The organism is Paenibacillus sp. FSL R5-0636, assembly GCF_037974255.1.
In the GTDB taxonomy this organism is placed as follows: Bacteria; Bacillota; Bacilli; order Paenibacillales; family Paenibacillaceae; genus Paenibacillus_AQ; species Paenibacillus_AQ odorifer.
Window position 1 is genome coordinate 2,061,309 of record NZ_CP150232.1, and the last position, 18,209, is coordinate 2,079,517.

The following is an 18,209-nucleotide window of genomic DNA, read 5'->3' on the forward strand; positions in this document are numbered from 1 at the left end:
TAATTATATAAAGGAAACCGGAGCTATAATAATGAACTTGAAAGATCTTTTGGGGTGTTAAAAAGTATTTTTAAAGTTCATTTTTATATAAAAAAATCACTTAAAGGAGAGGTTAATAATGGCAGAAAAAGTTACATTGAGTTACGAAGGATTAGCAGGGCAGGCAAGTACAGTTTTGAAACAAAAACTAGAGTACGATGCATTAATGAAGAAGATTATGACGACTGCAACGAATCTGAATAGTATTTGGGAGGATGCAGCAGCTAGAGACTTTGCTGAAAAGGTAAAAAGTATGCAGAAAACTTTCGATGCATTTGGTAAAGCGCTTGAGGATATTGGAACTCATATGAATAATGTATCTAAGAGTTATTCGCAATTATCTAGAGATATTAAGACTTCTCAAAAAGGTTTCTAGGAATCTTTAATATGATTTAGACAGCAAGAGCTCTAATACATAAGAATTCAATTAGCTATGCAGAGTGCTGCATAGCTAATTTTATTAGAAGCAAGCAGGGGGAATCATATGGCGTCAACGAAGCTTACATTTAACGTAGATGAAGTCGAGCGCCTGCAGACAAAAATCAGACTGGTAAGCCAAGATACCAACCGGCTGTACTTGCAGCTGAGAGGTCAGACCAATAACTGGGGTGGGATTCCGCTGGGTTCAGATTTGATACGAGCTCAGACGCTCATCAACGAACTGACGGTGGAAGCGGAAAAATTGGAAGACATCATTCGAGGCGCGATAAAAGGTGTTCAAGGCGCACAGGATGAGAATAAGCGGCAGGCAAATCAACTTTTTCAGCAGCTCGGTGTTCTTGGGGGTATGTTCGAAAGGTTTGGGGGCGGAAGTGCAATTGGGCAGTCTTCTATTCCGACGACGGCTCAGAAAGCGGTCACGAATCTGATCACCTCAATTGCTACTCTGTTGGGTTGGGATGAGTTGAATAGTGATCCTATGGTGCAGAAGCTCCAGGCAACTGTTAAAAAGTCAGGATTGGGAACGATCGACTCCATAGCCGCGCAAAGTAAACTGAAGGATATCTACCTGGCGCGGGATCAGATCGCGAAGGCGCAGACAGCCTATGAGGTATATCAGGCGTTTGGAAATCAGACTCAAATGGACGCAATGCATGAGCTAGCGGAAGACGCACGCAAGAAGCTGAAATCTTTGGGTATAGACGAGGTCCGGTACCAGGCGGGTAAGGATCTAAGCACTTATTTTAAGAAACCAGCGGTTAAGGCATGTGATTATGATCCGTCGATTACCAGTAGAAGCATACCACTAGTGCAGAATGAAACGTATCAGTTGTTACTACGGACGGCAATGGAAAAAGGGGAGAAGGGAGCCTGGGCAAAAGGGCAACTGGAAGGCGTTCAAACCACCATGGAACAGATGATTGCTACTGGAGTAAGTTTGGGTGTACACGTGATGACAAACCAAGGTGGAAAGGCTTGGGGAGATGTTATAAAATTGACTTCATCAGTCGCCCAACTGGATTCCTATAATCTGTTTAGAAAGAATAAAACGGAGGAACAAGCAAAACCCGAGGATTCTAAAAATGCCTTTTATAAATCAATAGACAGTTTTAAAGAGATTGGAACGGGTTTTGTAGGTACATTAAGAACTCGTGCGGATAAGGCCACAGACTCCCCCTATGACTTTTTCAACTGGTTAACATTAGGCATAACAGGAGATATTCCGGTCGGGATATATGAAGCAGCCAAAGATCGAGCAGAGCATATGTTTGATTCAAAGGAGAAGTTTGCGGATTGGTTAACACTGGGAACAGTGGAGATGGCGAAAGGAGCATTTAATCCAGACGAAGCATGGTCAGCGGATCATTGGCTCAATAGTTTGGGAATGGTAACGTTGTTGTATGGTCCGGTAGAAAAATCTTTGCTTCCTACAGGAGGCGGAGGTCTAAAGCCTCCAAAAGGGTTAGATTCTGTAAAAGGTATTGAGGTACAAAAACCGTTGCCGGCATTTAGCACAAATGAAGGTTTTCAATTCAAGATAAATAATCTAGATATAGATACGCCGGCACTTCCACAGACCCCGATGCAAATCAATTTTAAGAATGAAATGGACCGAATTTTAAAAGAGAAGATGGAAGGGAAAAGTGACAGTAATCATTCAATAAAGGATGTAGAAGTGAAGGCGGTTGAGGGGACGGGTGAAGGTAGACTAAAACCCACAAAACTATCTTCTGAAAAAATCCAACTGGATTGGTTACCAGATAAATATACTGCTGTAGAAGTAAAAGGATCTGTTAAAGTGGCAGGAAAAGATGTAGATGTATCAAGAAGAGTGTACCAAATCGAGATTGATAAAAACTATGTGCCGAAAGATCCGGCCGCAGGCGGACTAACTAATAAGGAACTAATGTCGAAAGGGAAATCTCCCTATGCTGTAAAAGACGGTGTGGAGAGTAAAGTTGAACTGCACCATTTGATTCAAAAAGAGCCAGGAGGTATGGTTGAAATTGCTGAATCTACCCACGATAAGTACAGCAGTCAATTACATGGTTTGGTAGAGGATGGAAATAGCTTCAGGAATGATCCATTGCTTGAAAAACAGTATAATAATTTTAGAAGCAATTACTGGAAGATGCGTGCAAATGAAGACTAGAAAAGAGGGATACCATGAATGAGAAAATAATAAAAATGATCGAAGAATATGGTGAAGAAAGGGATTTTTTTGGAGGGGCTTCAGAGGAAGATATTCGTAATGCTGAAGAAATGCTTGGCTTAAAGTTTCCTCAAAGTTACCGAGAATTTCTAAAAGAATATGGCTCAGGAGGAATATGTGGTGTTGAAATCTTAGGCGTTCAGGGAAATCTTGGGGCGTCTGTAGTAAAGGCGACTGAAAGATGGAGAAACATAGGGTTAGATATTGGGCTAATTGTGATTGAAGATTCAGGAGAATTTGTTCGATGTATGTACTCCGCTGATGTTAATGACAATAGAGTATTTAGTTGGATTAGGGGGGGGGGAGAACTTTCAGTCCGTTATGATACCTTTGATGATTATACAATAGATATGTTTCAAGAAGGTATTGATAACTTATAAATATAATGGTCTTGCCAGTCCTCTAGTATATCATTTGGGGGCTACCCAGTGCCGAATGAATTCATCATTTATCCAGTAACACACTTAACCTATGTAAGACCCGTATAGAGATTTAGTCATTTCGTTTGTACGCACAGTAATGCTCGAAAAGTATAACCTAAATAACGCTAAAGCGTTACTTAATACAGGTCGATTATGGTCAGATACTACCATGATTGCCCTGTTTTTTGTTTTGTTCGCTTTCTTGCGGTTTTTTCAAATTTACTCGCAACTGTAGATTACCCTGTAGCGATAGTGAGGGAGAGGAAGACAGAATCGCACCTTTCAAGATGGATAGCACGACAACTATAGTAAGGTGTTATTCAAAGAATAGGACTTTGTCCGCAACTTAACTGACCCTTGTAACGATGTTTAGGGTGTACGAAAGCATTCTGGTGACAACCAGTCAACATATAAAGGTAAGGCAACGTTGTAAGGCTAGCCACCTTGCCCTCTAATATAGTCCGAAATTCGTTAAAAAATTTCGTTTTGGGGGCTGAACATGGAAGGGGTACAAGTTTGAATTGACCGTATTGTAGTAGAGTTTACGGATGTATATTGGGATTTCTAATAGGAGACATTCACCGCTTCTCCAATGCGGATAAACTAGCTCGATTTACCGGAATCGCTCCAATACGCTTTAGATCGGGCGGCAAGGGTAAGGACCAAGCAAGCGGTCAAGGAAATAGGGTACTGAACAGTATCTTCCACAACTTTGCTGTACAACAAATCTAAGTAGCTAAAGGAAAGAACAAGAGACAGCGTAATCCCTTGTTCTACGAGTTCTATCAACGGAAACTAGCAGAAGGTAAGACGAAGAAGCAAGCCCTTATATGCGTCATGAGAAGGCTTGTGAACGTCATATACAGCATGATGAAGAACAAAACAGAATACAGGGCGGCGAGTCCTCTAACGGAACTCAAAGCCGGATGATACAATGGTGGTAATTGGTAAACAGTTATCACCTTTCCTTTAGTAGAGTTTAAGATTACTACTTAGGGGACGGGTAAAGGAAAGGGTGGTAGTAGAGCACCTCACCTAAACAACATTGATGAATTTTTATCGGGGAGTAAAACTTTTGATGAAGTTGTTAATGACTATGCTAAGCATTATGTTGAGGTAATAGACACTAAAGGGTGGTCTTGGGAAAAAAGTATTTCTGGAGGAGATAGTTTAACTGGTGGGCAAAAAAAGTTAATAAAAAGTATAGCCGAGGAATTAAATTTCATACCTAAAATAGAAATGAGAAAAGTAGATGGTATGCGTTATGGGTTTGCTGATTTTGAGGGTGCAGGCGTGGTAGTGAATAGTGATGAGCTCCCAAAAGATTTGTGGAAAAAAGGTGATACAGAACAGTTTGACTGGTTAAATGATAATCTTTCAGAAGACATAAGAAAACTGGTTGAGAACGGATCGTATACATGGCACCACACTGAAGTCCCTGGGAAAATGCAATTGGTTCCTTATGGAATTCATAACATTACAACTCACAATGGCGGAAGGTCTACTCGAATGTGGGCAGATGCCGCAAGATAAATAAGAGGGAGGAAATTATTATGAAAATAAAAAAAGAGACTATAGTTTATCCTTTACCGTCTGATCAACTGTTATCGAAAGAAGAAGGTTTTTGGAGAGTAGAATTGCCATTAGAATATAAAGAATTTATAAAAATAAATAATGGAGGTGCGCCAGAAATTCGTTCGTTTATTTGTAATGATCATAACTATTCAATTAGTAGATTTTTATGCATTCTTGAGAATCCAACAGAAAATGAATTTGGAATATTTGATATTGACGCTACTAAATCTCAGCTTGATGAGAGACTAATTGATGATGAAGATTTGTTAGGAGTTGCATTATTACCAATTGCTGTTTTATTTGCTGGTGATTTTCTATGCTTAGATTTTCGTGAATCTAGAAATAATCCTAAAGTTTGTGTGTGGGATCATGAAAATTCTGGCGAATTTGCCCCAGTGAGCTATCTTGTTGCAAATAGTTTTGAAGAATTCCTAACAATGCTAACTGAATAAAAAGCATTAAGGGCTAACTAGTACCGAATACACCTATCATCCAACCAATTACACACTTAACTTATGTATTGCCTGAATAGAAATTTAGTCATTTCGTTTGTACGTACAGTAATGATTGAAAAGTTAACGCAATAGCTTTACAAAAAACAGGTCGATTATGGTCAGATACCATCATGACTGACCTGTTTTTTATTCATTCTCCGGTGTTGTAGCTTGCGGTGCCAATCCAATATCCCTATGTTATTATTACCTTATATTTTCCTATAAATAACAATATATAGAGTTTGGAGGTTTATGAATGAGAAGTAAGCGTAGCTTGATAATGCTGTTATTGTTTGCTTTGACGATTATACTTTCAGCCTGTAATGATAAAAAAACTGCAATATTATCCATGGATGAAATACAGGATCTAGCTCATCAAGGCGAGGCGTTGTCGTGGAAGGATTTTGAAGGTTATCCCTTTGAAGATGTCGGTTCAGGCTTGTACATCCGTAAATATGAAATCAATGAAAACTACCATGTGCTGGTGGGTGGCGGAAGTGTTGATGCAGCTCCTCTGTATATAAATCTTGTCAAAAGAAACGGAGAAAAGATCGATATCCGTTATGATGACATCGATCATTTTATCCTCAATTAAATGAGGGGCATTTAGGTCTATGGTTGGCGGGAATGGTGCGGAGAAATGTAGATCCAGAACAACGCGCCAAAAATGTAACTCCATCGGAGCTGGATGAGATTGTGAAGGTAGTTATTTTGAGCAGTCTGAACGGGGAACAACTTATTCATAAGCTGCAAAATCTGCCGATTGTGATCTACCAGCATGGACAAGAAGATATTATGGATATAAGTCCCCAAGGCGTAAACAAATGGACAGGACTAAAAAATTTAGGCATAGAACCGCAGCAATTTATTGCTTTTGGTAACGATGCTAATGATATAGAAATGTTCAGACATTCCGCACACTCGGTTTGTGTTGGCGATCATATAACCTTGGGAGAAGTTGCAACGGAAAAGGTTAGTAGCGGTGAAGAGCAGATTGTTAGAACAATAATGGAGCTGGCGGGAGGGCTGCGATAATTGTTGGGATGGTGATCACCAGCTCAGAGGTCATTGTTGCGGACTGTATAGTCGCTATTTCAGGATTTAGCTTCATTAGGCGGAGTGTTCGGACTCAGGAGGCGTTATCAAGTCAGAAGACAGCGGTTTTTGCACAAAAACAACTCAATAACGACTCTGGGGTCCGAAAAACCTCGTTTCTGCCTATTTCGAAGCCAATAAGGTCATTTGAGTCCGATGGTGGGAGGTTGGTCGCTATTTGCAACAAAACAACCTGCCATGAAATCAGCAGGTTGTTGCAGGGATGAGCAGAAGTAAGTGCGATAACTATTCTATATAAGTTCTTGGCGGCGATTTAAATAACGATATAAAACACAACCGGATATCGCGCATATAGCTGCACATAAACCGATAAAACCATACCCAGCTTGAAGTCCACGTAGCAAGCCAGTTTGTGTTTCTGCTCCGTAAAGCCGCTTCACACCTTCGATCACTGCACCTATGGCATAGTTGCCAATCACGCTACCGACTCCCATTAGTGTAACTGTAAAGGTGATGGCAGTGTCACTGCCATGCGGATACCTTTTTGCGATAAACGCCATGACGGTCGGATAAATCATAGCGATACCTATGCCTGCTGCCGCGAATAGAAACGCGAGCTGTTCTCCACCCAAAATAGCAGCAAACGTACATAAGGCAGAAAAGGCTGAAAAGATGATAAGCGATAGATTGAAGCCAATCTTATCTGTAACCGGCCCCAGCAGGAGCCTTGCTAGCGAGAAGCAGAGAAAAAAGGTGGACAACATACCAGAAGCTGTAACTGTATCCCACAAGTATGCTTTTTCTAGGAAATTCACTAGCCATCCACCTACTGCAAGTTCTGACACTACACCGAAAGAAAGAATAAGCACCATCAGCCATAAAGCGGGATCGCGGACCAGCGTTTTTAATGGGATCCGGTCCTCTTGTGGAAGATCGTCACCCGGAAATGTACTGCGCAAGGCAGATAGAATAGGCAGTAAAGATAAGCTTAGCATAATCAAATACATTCCGCGCCAGTCGAGTGGATGGCCAAATATACTTACCGACATGAGTCCTGTTGCCAGCAGTGGAGCTAAGGTTGAACTAAATCCGTAGAAAAAATGGGATAAGTTCATCATCGTCCCGGTATTTTTTACGAAGATGCGTGCTCCCAAAATGGCAAGACCAATCTCCAGCATTCCGTTTCCGATGTACATCAGGAAATAAGAAGCTGAGAAAAAGGGGTAGCTGTGGGAGATATAGATTAACACTCCTGAAAATATCATGGATGCAAAAGCAATGATACTGACAGCCTTGATCCCCCACTTCCGAACCAATACAGCTGTAAAGGAGCAGGCGATCAAATAACCTAATGCATTTAGGGATAAAAGGGTGCCAAGCTGTTTCTCGTCCAGATTAAAGTCGAATTGGATTCGCGGAATGGCGGGTCCTTTAATATTTTCCGATATGCCAAACACTATAAATCCTAAAAAGATGGTCGCCAATTGCATGGCATAAATCTTGTTAAATCCCCCGAAGCGCTTTTTCAAATTAAGATCCTCCCAGAACGGGTTACTTTATTGCTCAATGTCTCTGTAATACTCTTCTTTAAGTTTTTCCCAGTGTTGCTTATCGTCTTCGGTGATTGCTCTTAATACCTTGCATGGGTTACCCACCGCAATTACATTGTTAGGGATATCCTTAGTTACGACTGAACCTGCACCGATGATTACATTGTTGCCGATTTTTACCCCAGGATTAATTACCGCGTTTCCACCAACCCACACATTGTTTCCAATGGTAATCGGTGTACCGAATTCAAGCATACTAATACGCACGTCCGCATCTATGGGGTGACCAGCAGTATATACGCCTACTCTAGGTCCAAAGAGAACATTGTTACCAATCGTTACTTTAGCTACATCAAGGATAATGCAGTCAAAATTAGCGTAGAAGTTATTGCCAACGGTAATATTACTGCCGTAATCACAACGGAAGGGAGGTTCAACATATAATGATTCTCCTGTAGACTCAAATAATTGCTTGAGTAGTTCTACTCTATATTCACCTTGTTCTTCCGTCGTATTGTTAAATAAACGAGTGAGCATTCTGGATCTTTTGTTATCCTTTGCTAATTCTTCACCGCCTGCCATATATAGCTTTCCTGCGATCATGTTTTCTTTGTTTGTTGCCATTCGTAGTTCCTCCTGAAGTGTATGTTAGTTTTATGTTTTTAACGGCGCTTCTCAACCAACTGCAATGAGTAGGTTAAGCTTTCCAGTGTGATCGCAATTAATCCGTTCATGTAATGATCATCAGGTTGATCCAGCACAATTAAGTGAGGCATATGCTCCTCTGGAATCACTTCCAGACAACGTTGATAAATCGGCCGCACATTCTCTTGTTTGACTTGTTCTCCTGTGAGAGCTATGGTCTCTGGATTAATAATTGCAATCAGGGACGATATAGTGTGAGCCGCCAAAGGGATGAAGGTATCCGTGTGGTCCAAGCTACTCAATTGCTGTTCACGCGAGATTCCAAACGGTAAAAAAGAGACTTCACCAGCAAATCTAGTATTACCTTTGTGGATATGCCCGTCGATCATCATCCCGGCGCCTGGAAAAGCTCCTTTGATAAAGGTCACCACGACAATGGTTTTATCCTCTTCATAATCCTGCTGTTTATAGAACCCGTAAACGGTCAGATTCATATCATTTTCAATCGTGACTTCAAGCTCGTATTTTTCTCTGAGCAGTGATTCTAAGGGAGCATTAATTAACTCTTTAATGTCACAGATATTAATGACACCTTGGTGAGCAAGGCCGGGAATTCCAATCCCGACTGCCTTGATGTTGTTATATTGTTGGATAAGCGTATCCAGCAGATGGTCGATGGCTGCAGCATCTATGTACTCTAATTCCATCCATCCATGATCCACACGATCACCAACTGAATTGGTCACCGCATAGGTTATGGATTTCTGGCCATCCTCAATTTTGGCATAGATACATGCAATATAGGAAAAATCAGCGTTATAGATAAATCGTCTGGCCGGTCGACCTCCATTTGATGCCTCCAGTTCAGTCTCAATGACTTCACCAGTCTCCAGAAGTTCATTCAGGATATTTCCGCAGGTAGCAATACTTAATCCGGTGGCACTTGCAATCGTGGATTTGGTTCCTTCTTTCATCGATTTCAAGGCCTGCTTGATAAGCTCCTGATTTATCTTTTTAACACGAATAGAATTGTTTGCGATTTGGTTTATTTTATTCACCTCTAGACTTTTAAAAATGGTTATTAAAAGTATTATCAATACTATAACTTGGCTCTATATAATTGTCTAGCAATCGACAGTTTTTTATTATGGATTTTTTTGAAATGACATGAGGCTTTTAATCAACCAGCGGTGTCTAATTAAATGTAAGGTCAAGAGGAGGTTCTTACAATGTCTGGAGCTCATGACAAATCCACTGTTTATCCGGATGCACAGGGAGACAAGCAAAGCTTTGAAATCACTTATAATCAATATCGCGAAAGAATCCATAAATATCTTTTGTTGAAAGTAAACTCGGGTCAGAGCAAATTCATAATCTTGTTATTCCTACTTTTCAATAATTAAATTCCGAGGGCTGGGATCTTTAAACGATCCGAACTAGAGTTGCATGAACAATTTGTTGTATATTTAAAAAATAGATAGTTAGATTTCTATTCAAGGGAACCCAGTAGCCATCTGGATGACTACTGGGCCCTGAATATTTCGATGGAATGCCTAATATGATTATCGGGTTTAAATCAGAATGTTAGCTTTAATTGGCATCCGCTTGTATAACAAAAGCATATCTATATTCTTTTTCTCCCCAGCTTGCCGTTATGCTAAAGCCTCTATAGTCTTTTTTGTTCTCTTCGTAAAACGAACTCAATGAAGAAGCCATATGCTTTTCGATCGTAAAGGAATATTTACCGTCTTCTTTTGTAATTGGAACTTCTAGTGTTTCTCTGGATGAAAATTGATAAGCTCCACTCTTATTTAGTACGCTATCTTCGAGCGATACATTATCTGGCTCAGAATCTCCAAAGTCTAGAGTAATGATTTCTCCATTTTTTAAATATTGAATATTCTTTACTGCATCCTGCTCAAAGGCGAATTCAAATCCACTTGCTTCAGCGTTTGAGGATGAGTCACTCTTAGTGTTAGATAATGTTGTACTTTTAATTTCTTGATCTCCTGCGCTTATCTTAAGATCTCCTATATTACTCTCTGCACATCCGCTTATACCTATTAAAGAAACCAACAAAAGAATAGACAGCATTATTTGTTTCATCGAACAATAATCCACCTTTTCCGAAGAGTTTCACAAAAAGACCACTTGTAATGAGTGTACACTATGGAAATTAATAGAATCAATGTTATATAATTCACTAAGATACAAGCTGAGAATGTTCACTCATAATTTGAACCGGGGACATAATCTAGGGGAAATTTATATTCGGCCAGCCAGAACCTTCTGGTTGGTCTTTTTAATGTGATGCGTCTACTTTGTAGGCGATTTCGTTATATTTAGTAGATTGGTAGATTGGAGGGGAATTAAATCGGAGAGGACAAATGGGTCACAGAAGCGCAGCAGGGCAATGAGGCAGCGGTGGAATTATTAATTCGGTATACCTATAGCGATATTTATCGATTCATCAGATGGAAAATACATAATGACGAATTAGCCTGGGATCTTGCACAGACGGTGTATGAAAAAGCATGGGCCAAGCTTGGCAGCTATCAAAATAAACAGGGGAGTTTTCGAGCTTGGTTGATGGCGATCGCGCAAAATGTCTGCATTGACTATTTTCGCAGCAAAAGTGCTCGGCAAGCAGAGTTGAATCAAAGCTTATCTGATGAAATCACAGTCGAAGGAGACTTTCTTGAAGGAATATTACTTCGTGAAGAGGTTAAGCAGGTATACGCCGCGATTTGCTCACTGCCAGAGGAACAGAGGGATGCGCTCTTGTTAAGGTATAAATATGAATTTACGTTTACAGAAATAGCTGCCGTAACTCATGAACCTGAATCAACTGTGAAGTCAAGGGTAAGTCGATCACTGATAAAATTACGCGATTTACTAAGGTATTCCAAGCAAGAGGATATATCCCAACCCCTAAAGAAAGGAGCAGGGAAATGAGGGTTAAACGTAACCATCAAGATTACCTCAATCTAAATTTACAGGATGAGATGACAGCAGAGTCTGTAGAGGAGATCGTGAATTCCATCAAGTGCATTCCTGAACCGCCACTCCTTGACGGTTTTGCAGAAGAAGCCATGAGCAGGTGGAGAAGATCCAAGCGGGCTTTACCTGCGCCAGTCCCACCAGTTCCTCTATTTGTACGGGAACAGATGAGGATTCTTTTTTCACAGGGATGGTGGAGAGAAGTTGTGCTTGGTGTGATCTTGTTTGTAGTAGGATATTTGGTGCTGAGTGTTACGGAGATTGTTAGCCCTATGTTTATTCTGTCCATCGTGGGTTGTATTCCTTTACTGGTGGTCGTCTCTCATACGGCTCGGAATACGCTCTGTGGAATGGGAGAACTCGCACGTAGTTTTAGAATCCCGTTGCATCGGTATGTGCAAGCTCGGTTCCTTATGGCAGGGCTGATCTCACTAATGATTAACTTTAGTGTTACTGCTATGGTAACCCCTTTAGGGGGAAAGGAGTTTATGCTGCGTATGACCTTGCTATGGTGCATCCCAATCCTAATGAATGCGGCGGTAGCGTCAGTATTATCTACGCTGATACGTAATTTTAGACAATTAACGACCGTACTCTTCAGTTTGCCTCTCTTTTGGATGATTTTATTTTCCGGAGAATTTGCAGTGAGCTGGACGACGTCGGTTGAGTTATTTTGGTTAATGGGACTGGGCGTTCTGTCGGCAGTGGTATTTATCCTAGCCATGAGGTTTCAATCCAGAGTATTGAGCAAGGGAGGGTTTCTGATTGGAGCTTAAACTATGTAATATCGTACATGATTTCGGCAAAAAGCGAATTTTGAATACTATTAACCTTTCTATGTCACCTGGTGTGTATGGTCTTCTAGGACCTAACGGAACAGGAAAAACGACATTGATGCGTATTGTCGCAGATGTTCTGTATCCGACTCGTGGAAATGTACTTTTAGATGGACAAAACAAGGATGACATGGGGGATCAGTACCGGGCTCAGATTGGTTATTTACCACAGGAACTGGGGATGTACAATCATTTTTCAGCTCGTGATTTCTTGTATTATGTTGCTGCCCTAAAGGGGTTGACCAAGAAGGAGGCGAGTGATCGTATAGAGGTTCTGGCTCAAACGGTTAATCTATCCGGTGAAATGGATAAAAAATGCGGAAAGTACTCCGGCGGGATGAAGCGTAGACTCGGTATCGCACAAGCATTGCTTAATAATCCGAGCATCCTCATATTGGATGAGCCCACAGTAGGACTTGATCCCTCGGAACGCGTAAGATTTCGTAATTTAATTTCTGAAATCTCAAATGAGCGCATCGTTATTTTGTCTACTCATATCGTTTCTGATGTTGATCATATAGCTAAACAGGTGCTACTGATGGGGCGAGGAGAGTTACTTCGTCAAGGAACAATTAAGGAGTTGACCAATGAATTGCAAGGAGAGGTTTGGGAGGCACATGTCCCCGGGCGGTTGCTGGCTCAAATCGAAGAGAATGGAACTGTAGTGAATGTGCAGCAGACAGATACTGGACTAGTGGTTCGGGTAGTCAGCAAGACTTTGCCAGTTGAGAATGCACGGATGGTGAATCCTTCATTAGAAGATGTATATATGCATTATTTTCGGAGGGGATGACACACATGAACCGTCTGGTGATGTTTGAATTACGCAAAATTATGATTCCCAGAGTCTGGATTTCTATAGCTGGAAGTATTGCATTAGCAATTTTTTGTTTTGTTAGTTTCTACCCATCCGGTACGGATAGTCTATTGGTTGTAAACAAGGAAAAGCCTGAAGCTATTGCCACTCATCTAGGATCGATTCAACCAGATTTAGCTTTGAAATACGCACCTAGACTCAAAGAAGAATATGCTGAAGACAGCGCTTGGCCCAAAGAGGAGAAGATGAAACGAATTCTGGAGCAACACTATGCTGGTACAGCTTATATGGCAGATCAATTCAACAGAAATTTAACAGAGCTGAGAGAGCGGAAGGTTTTATTGGAGAAGCAAGAACCAGGATCATATGCACTAAGAGATGTTACTAAAAAACTCTCCATGCTGGAGGAGGGAAAACCACGGGGGTTTTATGTAACGGAGGACTGGGACTTATTACATATATTTTTTTCAAGCTCGCCTGGCGTCGGCGATCTTCTGATCGGTCTTATTCTAGTATTTGCGCTGGCACCCTTGTTCTCTGGTGAGGAAAACTATAGAATGGATGCACTTATTCTATCTAGTAGATACGGAAGATTGAAGATTGTTGCGGCAAAACTATTAGCTGGATTTATAGTTACGTTTAGCTGGGTTACTCTTTTTTACGGAATTTGCACATTGCTGGCCTGTTTACCGTTCGGCTTCGTGGGCTGGAATGCCCCGCTGAATAGTTACTTTTATTTTGATGAGACTCCATATGCCTTAACCCAGCTGCAGGGATTTGCCCTGAAATATGCTGTAACCTTGCTGGCTGCATGTGGTCTATTGTTATTGACGGCGCTGATATCCGCTTTGTGTCGGAGTAGCTTAAGCAGTCTTGGACTGGCAGCATTCGTAGTTATTCTTCCCCTTTTCTCTTTGCCTGGAATGTTGGGCAAAATAATCTCTTTTTTACCGTCAGGTGTAATGGTTAGCAGATCCTTAATCGAAAAATATGTATCCTATAACATTTTTGGCATCCCTATATTACATCTACCCTTGTCAATCCTTTCGGTGATAATCATAGGTATACTTGCTATAATGCTTATCCCCATAGCTTTCGAACGTCGATTAAAGGTCTAAGTAGTAGGTAGGTTAAGATCGTTCCCGCTATGAAGGGGAGCGATCTTTTTTGGCTTTTCTTGTGAAAAAGGAGAGCAGTATATTTACGAATCAGACTTTTTACCCGATAGTTAAGATAAAGGGTTAATCACGATAAACCTGACAAAGAGAGCAGGAACCCCTTACCGATAAGAACGAAAGGGATTATTAAATTGAAGATAATGAAGCTATTGGTACTAGGTCTTATCTCAGGGACAATTGTAACATGCGGCAACGTGAGTTATAGAGTTCATGCTGACACGACAACGTACGAGAATACAGGGACATATGAAGAAGTGGAAGAGGACGGTGAAGAGGATCCGGCATATTCACTGTTCACTGACATTCAAGGTCACTGGTCCGAGCCTTGGGTGCGCTGGGCGTTGGGCAACCAATTGATGGTTGGTTATGATGATGGGAGCTTTCGACCGGATCAGTCGATTACGGAAGCAGAATTTTTGAAATTATTTTATCTTTCTTTCGGCTATCCAAAGGCTACTAGCATAGGCGAAGAATGGACAGCAGCACCGTATAGAATGGCTAAGTGGTGGAATCATCCAGTTACTGGACTACAATATCCAGTGGCAAGATCGACTCCAATCACCAGAATGGCCGCCGCAAGGTTAGTTGTATCTGGTCTAGGGATGAATTACAACGACACGGATTCCGTCGTTTATTTGCTGGGTAACTCTCTACTTCCACTTCCCGGGGAGCCAACTTTAGTCGGTTTCAAAGGAAATCTCCCGCTTACAAGAGCAGAGGCTATACAATGGATGAGAATGCTCAAGCTTAAGGGAATATATACTGTAATTTCTCGTCCAGAAGAACGATCGGATCGGAGTCTATTACCGTCATTACCGGAACAGGGTACAGGCTTGAAGGATTTTATAGCGGTTCCGGTAACTGATCGTGATTTCGGAATAGCGGATAGTGGACGTAATCTTTTTATTGATTTTGGGAGTTCAAGAATGTTAGTAGAGGAACATTACGGGGATTCAACAGGTCAAGATGTATTCAATAATGAAATGTATAAAGAAGTATCTGTACATTATGATACCGAAGGTCGGCTGAACGCTTGGAAAATAGACAAAGATAATGAGCGCATTGATCCAATCCACATAGGTACATTGAACAATATTCGACCTGGGGTAAGTACATTGGAAGATGTGCTAAAGGCATATGGTACATACGTTGCAGTGGATAACGAATACGGGATTATAGTGAGTTACTGGTTTGAGAACAAGGGTGGAGTGTATGAGCCCCGATTGTCACCTTTTGAAATGGATAATATGGAGGGTGGGTTCTATATAGGCTTCATTATTGACAAACAATCTCTGGAAGTTCAAACCATACTCATATCTACAGCTCAGCAGGCAATGAATCCTACGGATATATAGGAATTGTACTGGAACCTTATTCATTCTTTAAAATGTGACGGCATGTCTTTCTGAGGCAGCCGTCTTTTGTTTTATAATTTTTTTCACCTCATAAGCTAACATTCCGAGAACTTTATCGTTATACATACGAAGGGAGGTGCAGGATGAAGCCCGGGCAGCTACATCAGATACTTCAACCTAAAATGTTAGAAATTCAAAAATACTTGATTCGTCTCGGGGCACCTGCAGCCGACGCTGAAGATATCGTACAGGATACGGTGTATAAGGCTCTTTTGTATATTGATTCCATTGATGAGAACAAATTCAGTGCATGGTTATATAAAGTAGCGATCAACCGCTACTATGATCTGTGCCGCCGCCGCAAGCGGATAGTCATTCCTATTGACTATGTAGATGTGCCGGATATGGAATTGCCAGAGGATCATGTGCTGTTAAAAGAGAAACGGGAAGACATCGAAAGAGTGTTGGATGAGCTTCTACCGCTCCATAAACAACTCATTATTATGAAATATGAGCTGGAGCTGTCCTATCAGGAGATAGCTGAGCTTCTGGGAATTACGACAGATACAGTCAAATCGGCATTGTTTCGCGCCCGCAAGCAATTTCAAAAAAAGTATAGAGGTGAAGTGGAATGACAGCTCCATGGGAACAAAAGGATGATCAGAACCTTTCAAAAGTAATTAAGAAGGCAAAACGAAAAACAATGATTCGAAATACGATCATTTCTCTAGTGGTGACGGTTATAGTATTATTCGGCGGGATGCTGGGCAACGCCCATCTGACAAGCTGGTTGGCAATGCGTGGTCTGGATGAAGAGAGGATCATGATGAAAATAAGCAGTCCTAACCTTCAGGAGTTGAGAACTGAGCTTGATTTAGGGTTTCTATCGGGTAAAGTCGAACTGAGTACTTACAAAGTTGTTGAGGGTGTACCCATCGTATGGGATACAAAAAAACTGTATTTCGATATGGGCAGCCGGTTTTCTCTGCTTAATAGGGGATACTCTAGTATAAATGTTCCTGACCCGGTAATGACACAGCAAAATTATGAATACTACCGAGGATATAACAGTCAAAATGGTCAGCGGGAAATGATGTTTTATGTGCCTGGAGTGAATTATAACGAAAAAGTGCTAAATGACCTGCCTGCACTCGAACAAATGGAACCTGGCAAGCTCGTAGAAATGGCTGTTTCTTTTGATAAAAGCTACACTCAGGCAGAGGTAGAGAAGATGCTGCCGGCGGGTTTGACACAGACTTGGTATTGGGTAGATACGTATGACAATAAAAAGAACCTTGAGTTTATTAGGAATGACAGCAGCCCGAATAAATATGCCTTACCGGAATCTGCTAGACAAGTATATGGCTACGGTGGAGAATGGGAAGGGTTATTTAAGCCGAAACCAGAGGATTTTTTACAATCCTTAACCTATGGGCTTCAGATGAAGGGCAAGCATTACGGAGAGTTTGAGCGAATCTCGAATTACTTGAAAAAGGATAAAGCGGCGCCGGACGCCAGTGATGTACAGCTATTGGGAGTTGTCGTTACTGGAACTGCGAAAGAGCTGCAAAGCCTCAAAGGAAAACCCTATGTAAATACGGCAGTTCTCGGCGCGATTGTGGATAAATATTAGATCAATATAGTAAAAATGTTGGAGGGGTTGTTCTACAGGTGGATTTTTTACGAAAGAAGACAGCCTCTGCTGACCTCAAGCGGCAATTTGTCTATGACGTGATCACAGAAATCGCTGGTATCTCCGGTTGTTTTCAGTTAACCAAATACGCATTCCGACTCTATAATTAGGGAATTTCTCCCTATAATTCTTAGATATTTGGTCATCTAACTTATAATTAGGGAAAACCTCCCTGTAATTTACCTGATTTGGTGAAAAAGAAAGGAATCAACCCGATTTTTAGGGAGAAATTCCCTCATTATGCTCTTTTTTAGCGAATATCAGCTATTTTTAGGGAGTTTTTCCCCAATTACACTAAAGCGCACATCACACATCGCACACCGCGGCGCATCACACACAGCACACAGCACACCGCACACCGCACACCGCACACCGCACACCGCACACCGCACACCGCACACCGCACACCGCACACCGCACATATCCCATGGGTTAAAGTAAGAATCCATTGTATAGCCAATTTATAAAAAAGAAGCTACCCTATAAGTAGAATTCTCTACTTTTTGGACAGCTTCTTTTTTCATCAGTCACAATCTGCTCAAGCTAAGTCCATTTCGCGGACCACAGCTTCATTTCCTTCAAAATTTGATGTAAATCCTCACCTTTGGGAGTAAGCGAATATTCTACCGTAACAGGAACAGTCGGAAATACGTGACGCTCAAGCACACCATGCTCCTCCAGATGGCGCAACGTAGTGGTCAGTGCGCGGGGAGACACATTAGTGATTTTTCGTTGCAGTGCCCCAAAACGCTGCGTGCCGTCGAATAGCTCTCTGAGGACAAGAAAGGCCCATTTTCCACCTAATACTTCAAGTGTTTTTTCAACATTACATTCAATAGTAACAGGGGTTTTGGGGATATAATTATTAGTAGATTTAGCTGTCTTCAAGGTATCTC

At 41.3% G+C, this 18,209-nt stretch carries 20 protein-coding genes and 1 pseudogene; 16 read left to right on the plus strand and 5 right to left on the minus strand.

The features are described 5' to 3' along the window. Positions 1 to 118 precede the first annotated feature (118 nt). From MKX34_RS08885 to MKX34_RS08920, 8 genes and pseudogenes are all read left to right on the plus strand, one after another. A complete protein-coding gene (locus MKX34_RS08885) occupies positions 119 to 415 on the plus strand; it encodes a WXG100 family type VII secretion target (RefSeq protein ID WP_076104587.1) in 297 nt (98 codons plus the stop codon). Positions 416 to 523: 108 nt separating this feature from the next. Further along, on the plus strand, positions 524 to 2,632 hold the full coding sequence (locus MKX34_RS08890) for an HNH/ENDO VII family nuclease (RefSeq protein WP_256717686.1): 2,109 nt from the start codon (positions 524 to 526) through the stop codon (positions 2,630 to 2,632). Positions 2,633 to 2,646: 14 nt separating this feature from the next. Beyond that, positions 2,647 to 3,072: an SMI1/KNR4 family protein gene (locus MKX34_RS08895; RefSeq protein ID WP_076104588.1), complete on the plus strand. Its 426-nt coding sequence runs from the start codon at positions 2,647 to 2,649 to the stop codon at positions 3,070 to 3,072. Positions 3,073 to 3,681: 609 nt separating this feature from the next. After that, positions 3,682 to 4,044: pseudogene (locus MKX34_RS08900) on the plus strand (transposase); the annotation flags it as partial. 309 nt (positions 4,045 to 4,353) lie between these two features. After that, positions 4,354 to 4,647, plus strand: a complete 294-nt coding sequence (locus MKX34_RS08905; protein WP_076104589.1) for an HNH endonuclease — start codon at positions 4,354 to 4,356, stop codon at positions 4,645 to 4,647. A gap of 20 nt (positions 4,648 to 4,667) precedes the next feature. After that, positions 4,668 to 5,141 (plus strand): SMI1/KNR4 family protein, encoded by a 474-nt coding sequence (locus MKX34_RS08910; protein WP_076104590.1) that lies wholly within the window; start codon positions 4,668 to 4,670, stop codon positions 5,139 to 5,141. A 298-nt stretch (positions 5,142 to 5,439) separates the two neighbouring features. After that, positions 5,440 to 5,778, plus strand: coding sequence for a hypothetical protein (locus tag MKX34_RS08915; RefSeq protein ID WP_038569602.1), 339 nt, complete (start codon positions 5,440 to 5,442; stop codon positions 5,776 to 5,778). A gap of 32 nt (positions 5,779 to 5,810) precedes the next feature. Beyond that, positions 5,811 to 6,218 (plus strand): HAD hydrolase family protein, encoded by a 408-nt coding sequence (locus MKX34_RS08920; RefSeq protein WP_081384075.1) that lies wholly within the window; start codon positions 5,811 to 5,813, stop codon positions 6,216 to 6,218. Positions 6,219 to 6,529: 311 nt separating this feature from the next. Here the strand turns inward: MKX34_RS08920 and MKX34_RS08925 are convergent, their stop codons facing one another. From MKX34_RS08925 to MKX34_RS08940, 4 genes are all read right to left on the minus strand, one after another. After that, entirely contained in the window at positions 6,530 to 7,729 is a 1,200-nt protein-coding gene (locus MKX34_RS08925; RefSeq protein WP_076104606.1) for an MFS transporter, read from the minus strand. 66 nt (positions 7,730 to 7,795) lie between these two features. Beyond that, positions 7,796 to 8,413, minus strand: a complete 618-nt coding sequence (locus MKX34_RS08930; protein ID WP_076104592.1) for a sugar O-acetyltransferase — start codon at positions 8,411 to 8,413, stop codon at positions 7,796 to 7,798. Between the two features lie 38 nt (positions 8,414 to 8,451). Beyond that, complete coding sequence (locus tag MKX34_RS08935) at positions 8,452 to 9,360, minus strand: ROK family protein (RefSeq protein ID WP_051491321.1); 909 nt, start codon at positions 9,358 to 9,360, stop codon at positions 8,452 to 8,454. Positions 9,361 to 10,024: 664 nt separating this feature from the next. Then, the gene (locus MKX34_RS08940; protein ID WP_076104593.1) at positions 10,025 to 10,540 is read right to left on the minus strand and encodes a hypothetical protein; all 516 of its coding nucleotides are present in this window, start codon (positions 10,538 to 10,540) and stop codon (positions 10,025 to 10,027) included. 318 nt (positions 10,541 to 10,858) lie between these two features. On the opposite strand from MKX34_RS08940, the gene MKX34_RS08945 reads away from it, so the two are divergent. From MKX34_RS08945 to MKX34_RS08980, 8 genes are all read left to right on the plus strand, one after another. Further along, positions 10,859 to 11,389, plus strand: coding sequence for an RNA polymerase sigma factor (locus MKX34_RS08945; RefSeq protein WP_051491311.1), 531 nt, complete (start codon positions 10,859 to 10,861; stop codon positions 11,387 to 11,389). Then, positions 11,386 to 12,210 (plus strand): hypothetical protein, encoded by an 825-nt coding sequence (locus MKX34_RS08950; protein ID WP_076179727.1) that lies wholly within the window; start codon positions 11,386 to 11,388, stop codon positions 12,208 to 12,210. The genes MKX34_RS08945 and MKX34_RS08950 overlap by 4 nt, the downstream gene beginning before the upstream one ends. Next, positions 12,200 to 13,063, plus strand: coding sequence for an ABC transporter ATP-binding protein (locus MKX34_RS08955; protein ID WP_038569609.1), 864 nt, complete (start codon positions 12,200 to 12,202; stop codon positions 13,061 to 13,063). The genes MKX34_RS08950 and MKX34_RS08955 overlap by 11 nt, the downstream gene beginning before the upstream one ends. A gap of 5 nt (positions 13,064 to 13,068) precedes the next feature. Further along, the gene (locus MKX34_RS08960) at positions 13,069 to 14,205 is read left to right on the plus strand and encodes an ABC transporter permease subunit (protein WP_076179726.1); all 1,137 of its coding nucleotides are present in this window, start codon (positions 13,069 to 13,071) and stop codon (positions 14,203 to 14,205) included. A gap of 200 nt (positions 14,206 to 14,405) precedes the next feature. Continuing rightward, complete coding sequence (locus MKX34_RS08965; protein WP_256717689.1) at positions 14,406 to 15,620, plus strand: S-layer homology domain-containing protein; 1,215 nt, start codon at positions 14,406 to 14,408, stop codon at positions 15,618 to 15,620. Between the two features lie 143 nt (positions 15,621 to 15,763). Further along, positions 15,764 to 16,255, plus strand: coding sequence for an RNA polymerase sigma factor (locus MKX34_RS08970; RefSeq protein ID WP_076104596.1), 492 nt, complete (start codon positions 15,764 to 15,766; stop codon positions 16,253 to 16,255). Next, the gene (locus tag MKX34_RS08975) at positions 16,252 to 17,253 is read left to right on the plus strand and encodes an anti sigma factor C-terminal domain-containing protein (RefSeq protein ID WP_036684054.1); all 1,002 of its coding nucleotides are present in this window, start codon (positions 16,252 to 16,254) and stop codon (positions 17,251 to 17,253) included. The genes MKX34_RS08970 and MKX34_RS08975 overlap by 4 nt, the downstream gene beginning before the upstream one ends. Before the next feature lie 38 nt (positions 17,254 to 17,291). Then, complete coding sequence (locus MKX34_RS08980) at positions 17,292 to 17,423, plus strand: hypothetical protein (protein ID WP_254924624.1); 132 nt, start codon at positions 17,292 to 17,294, stop codon at positions 17,421 to 17,423. A 433-nt stretch (positions 17,424 to 17,856) separates the two neighbouring features. Here MKX34_RS08980 and MKX34_RS08985 read toward each other — a convergent pair whose 3' ends face one another. Beyond that, the gene (locus MKX34_RS08985) at positions 17,857 to 18,201 is read right to left on the minus strand and encodes a helix-turn-helix domain-containing protein (protein ID WP_036684053.1); all 345 of its coding nucleotides are present in this window, start codon (positions 18,199 to 18,201) and stop codon (positions 17,857 to 17,859) included. Positions 18,202 to 18,209: the final 8 nt, after the last annotated feature.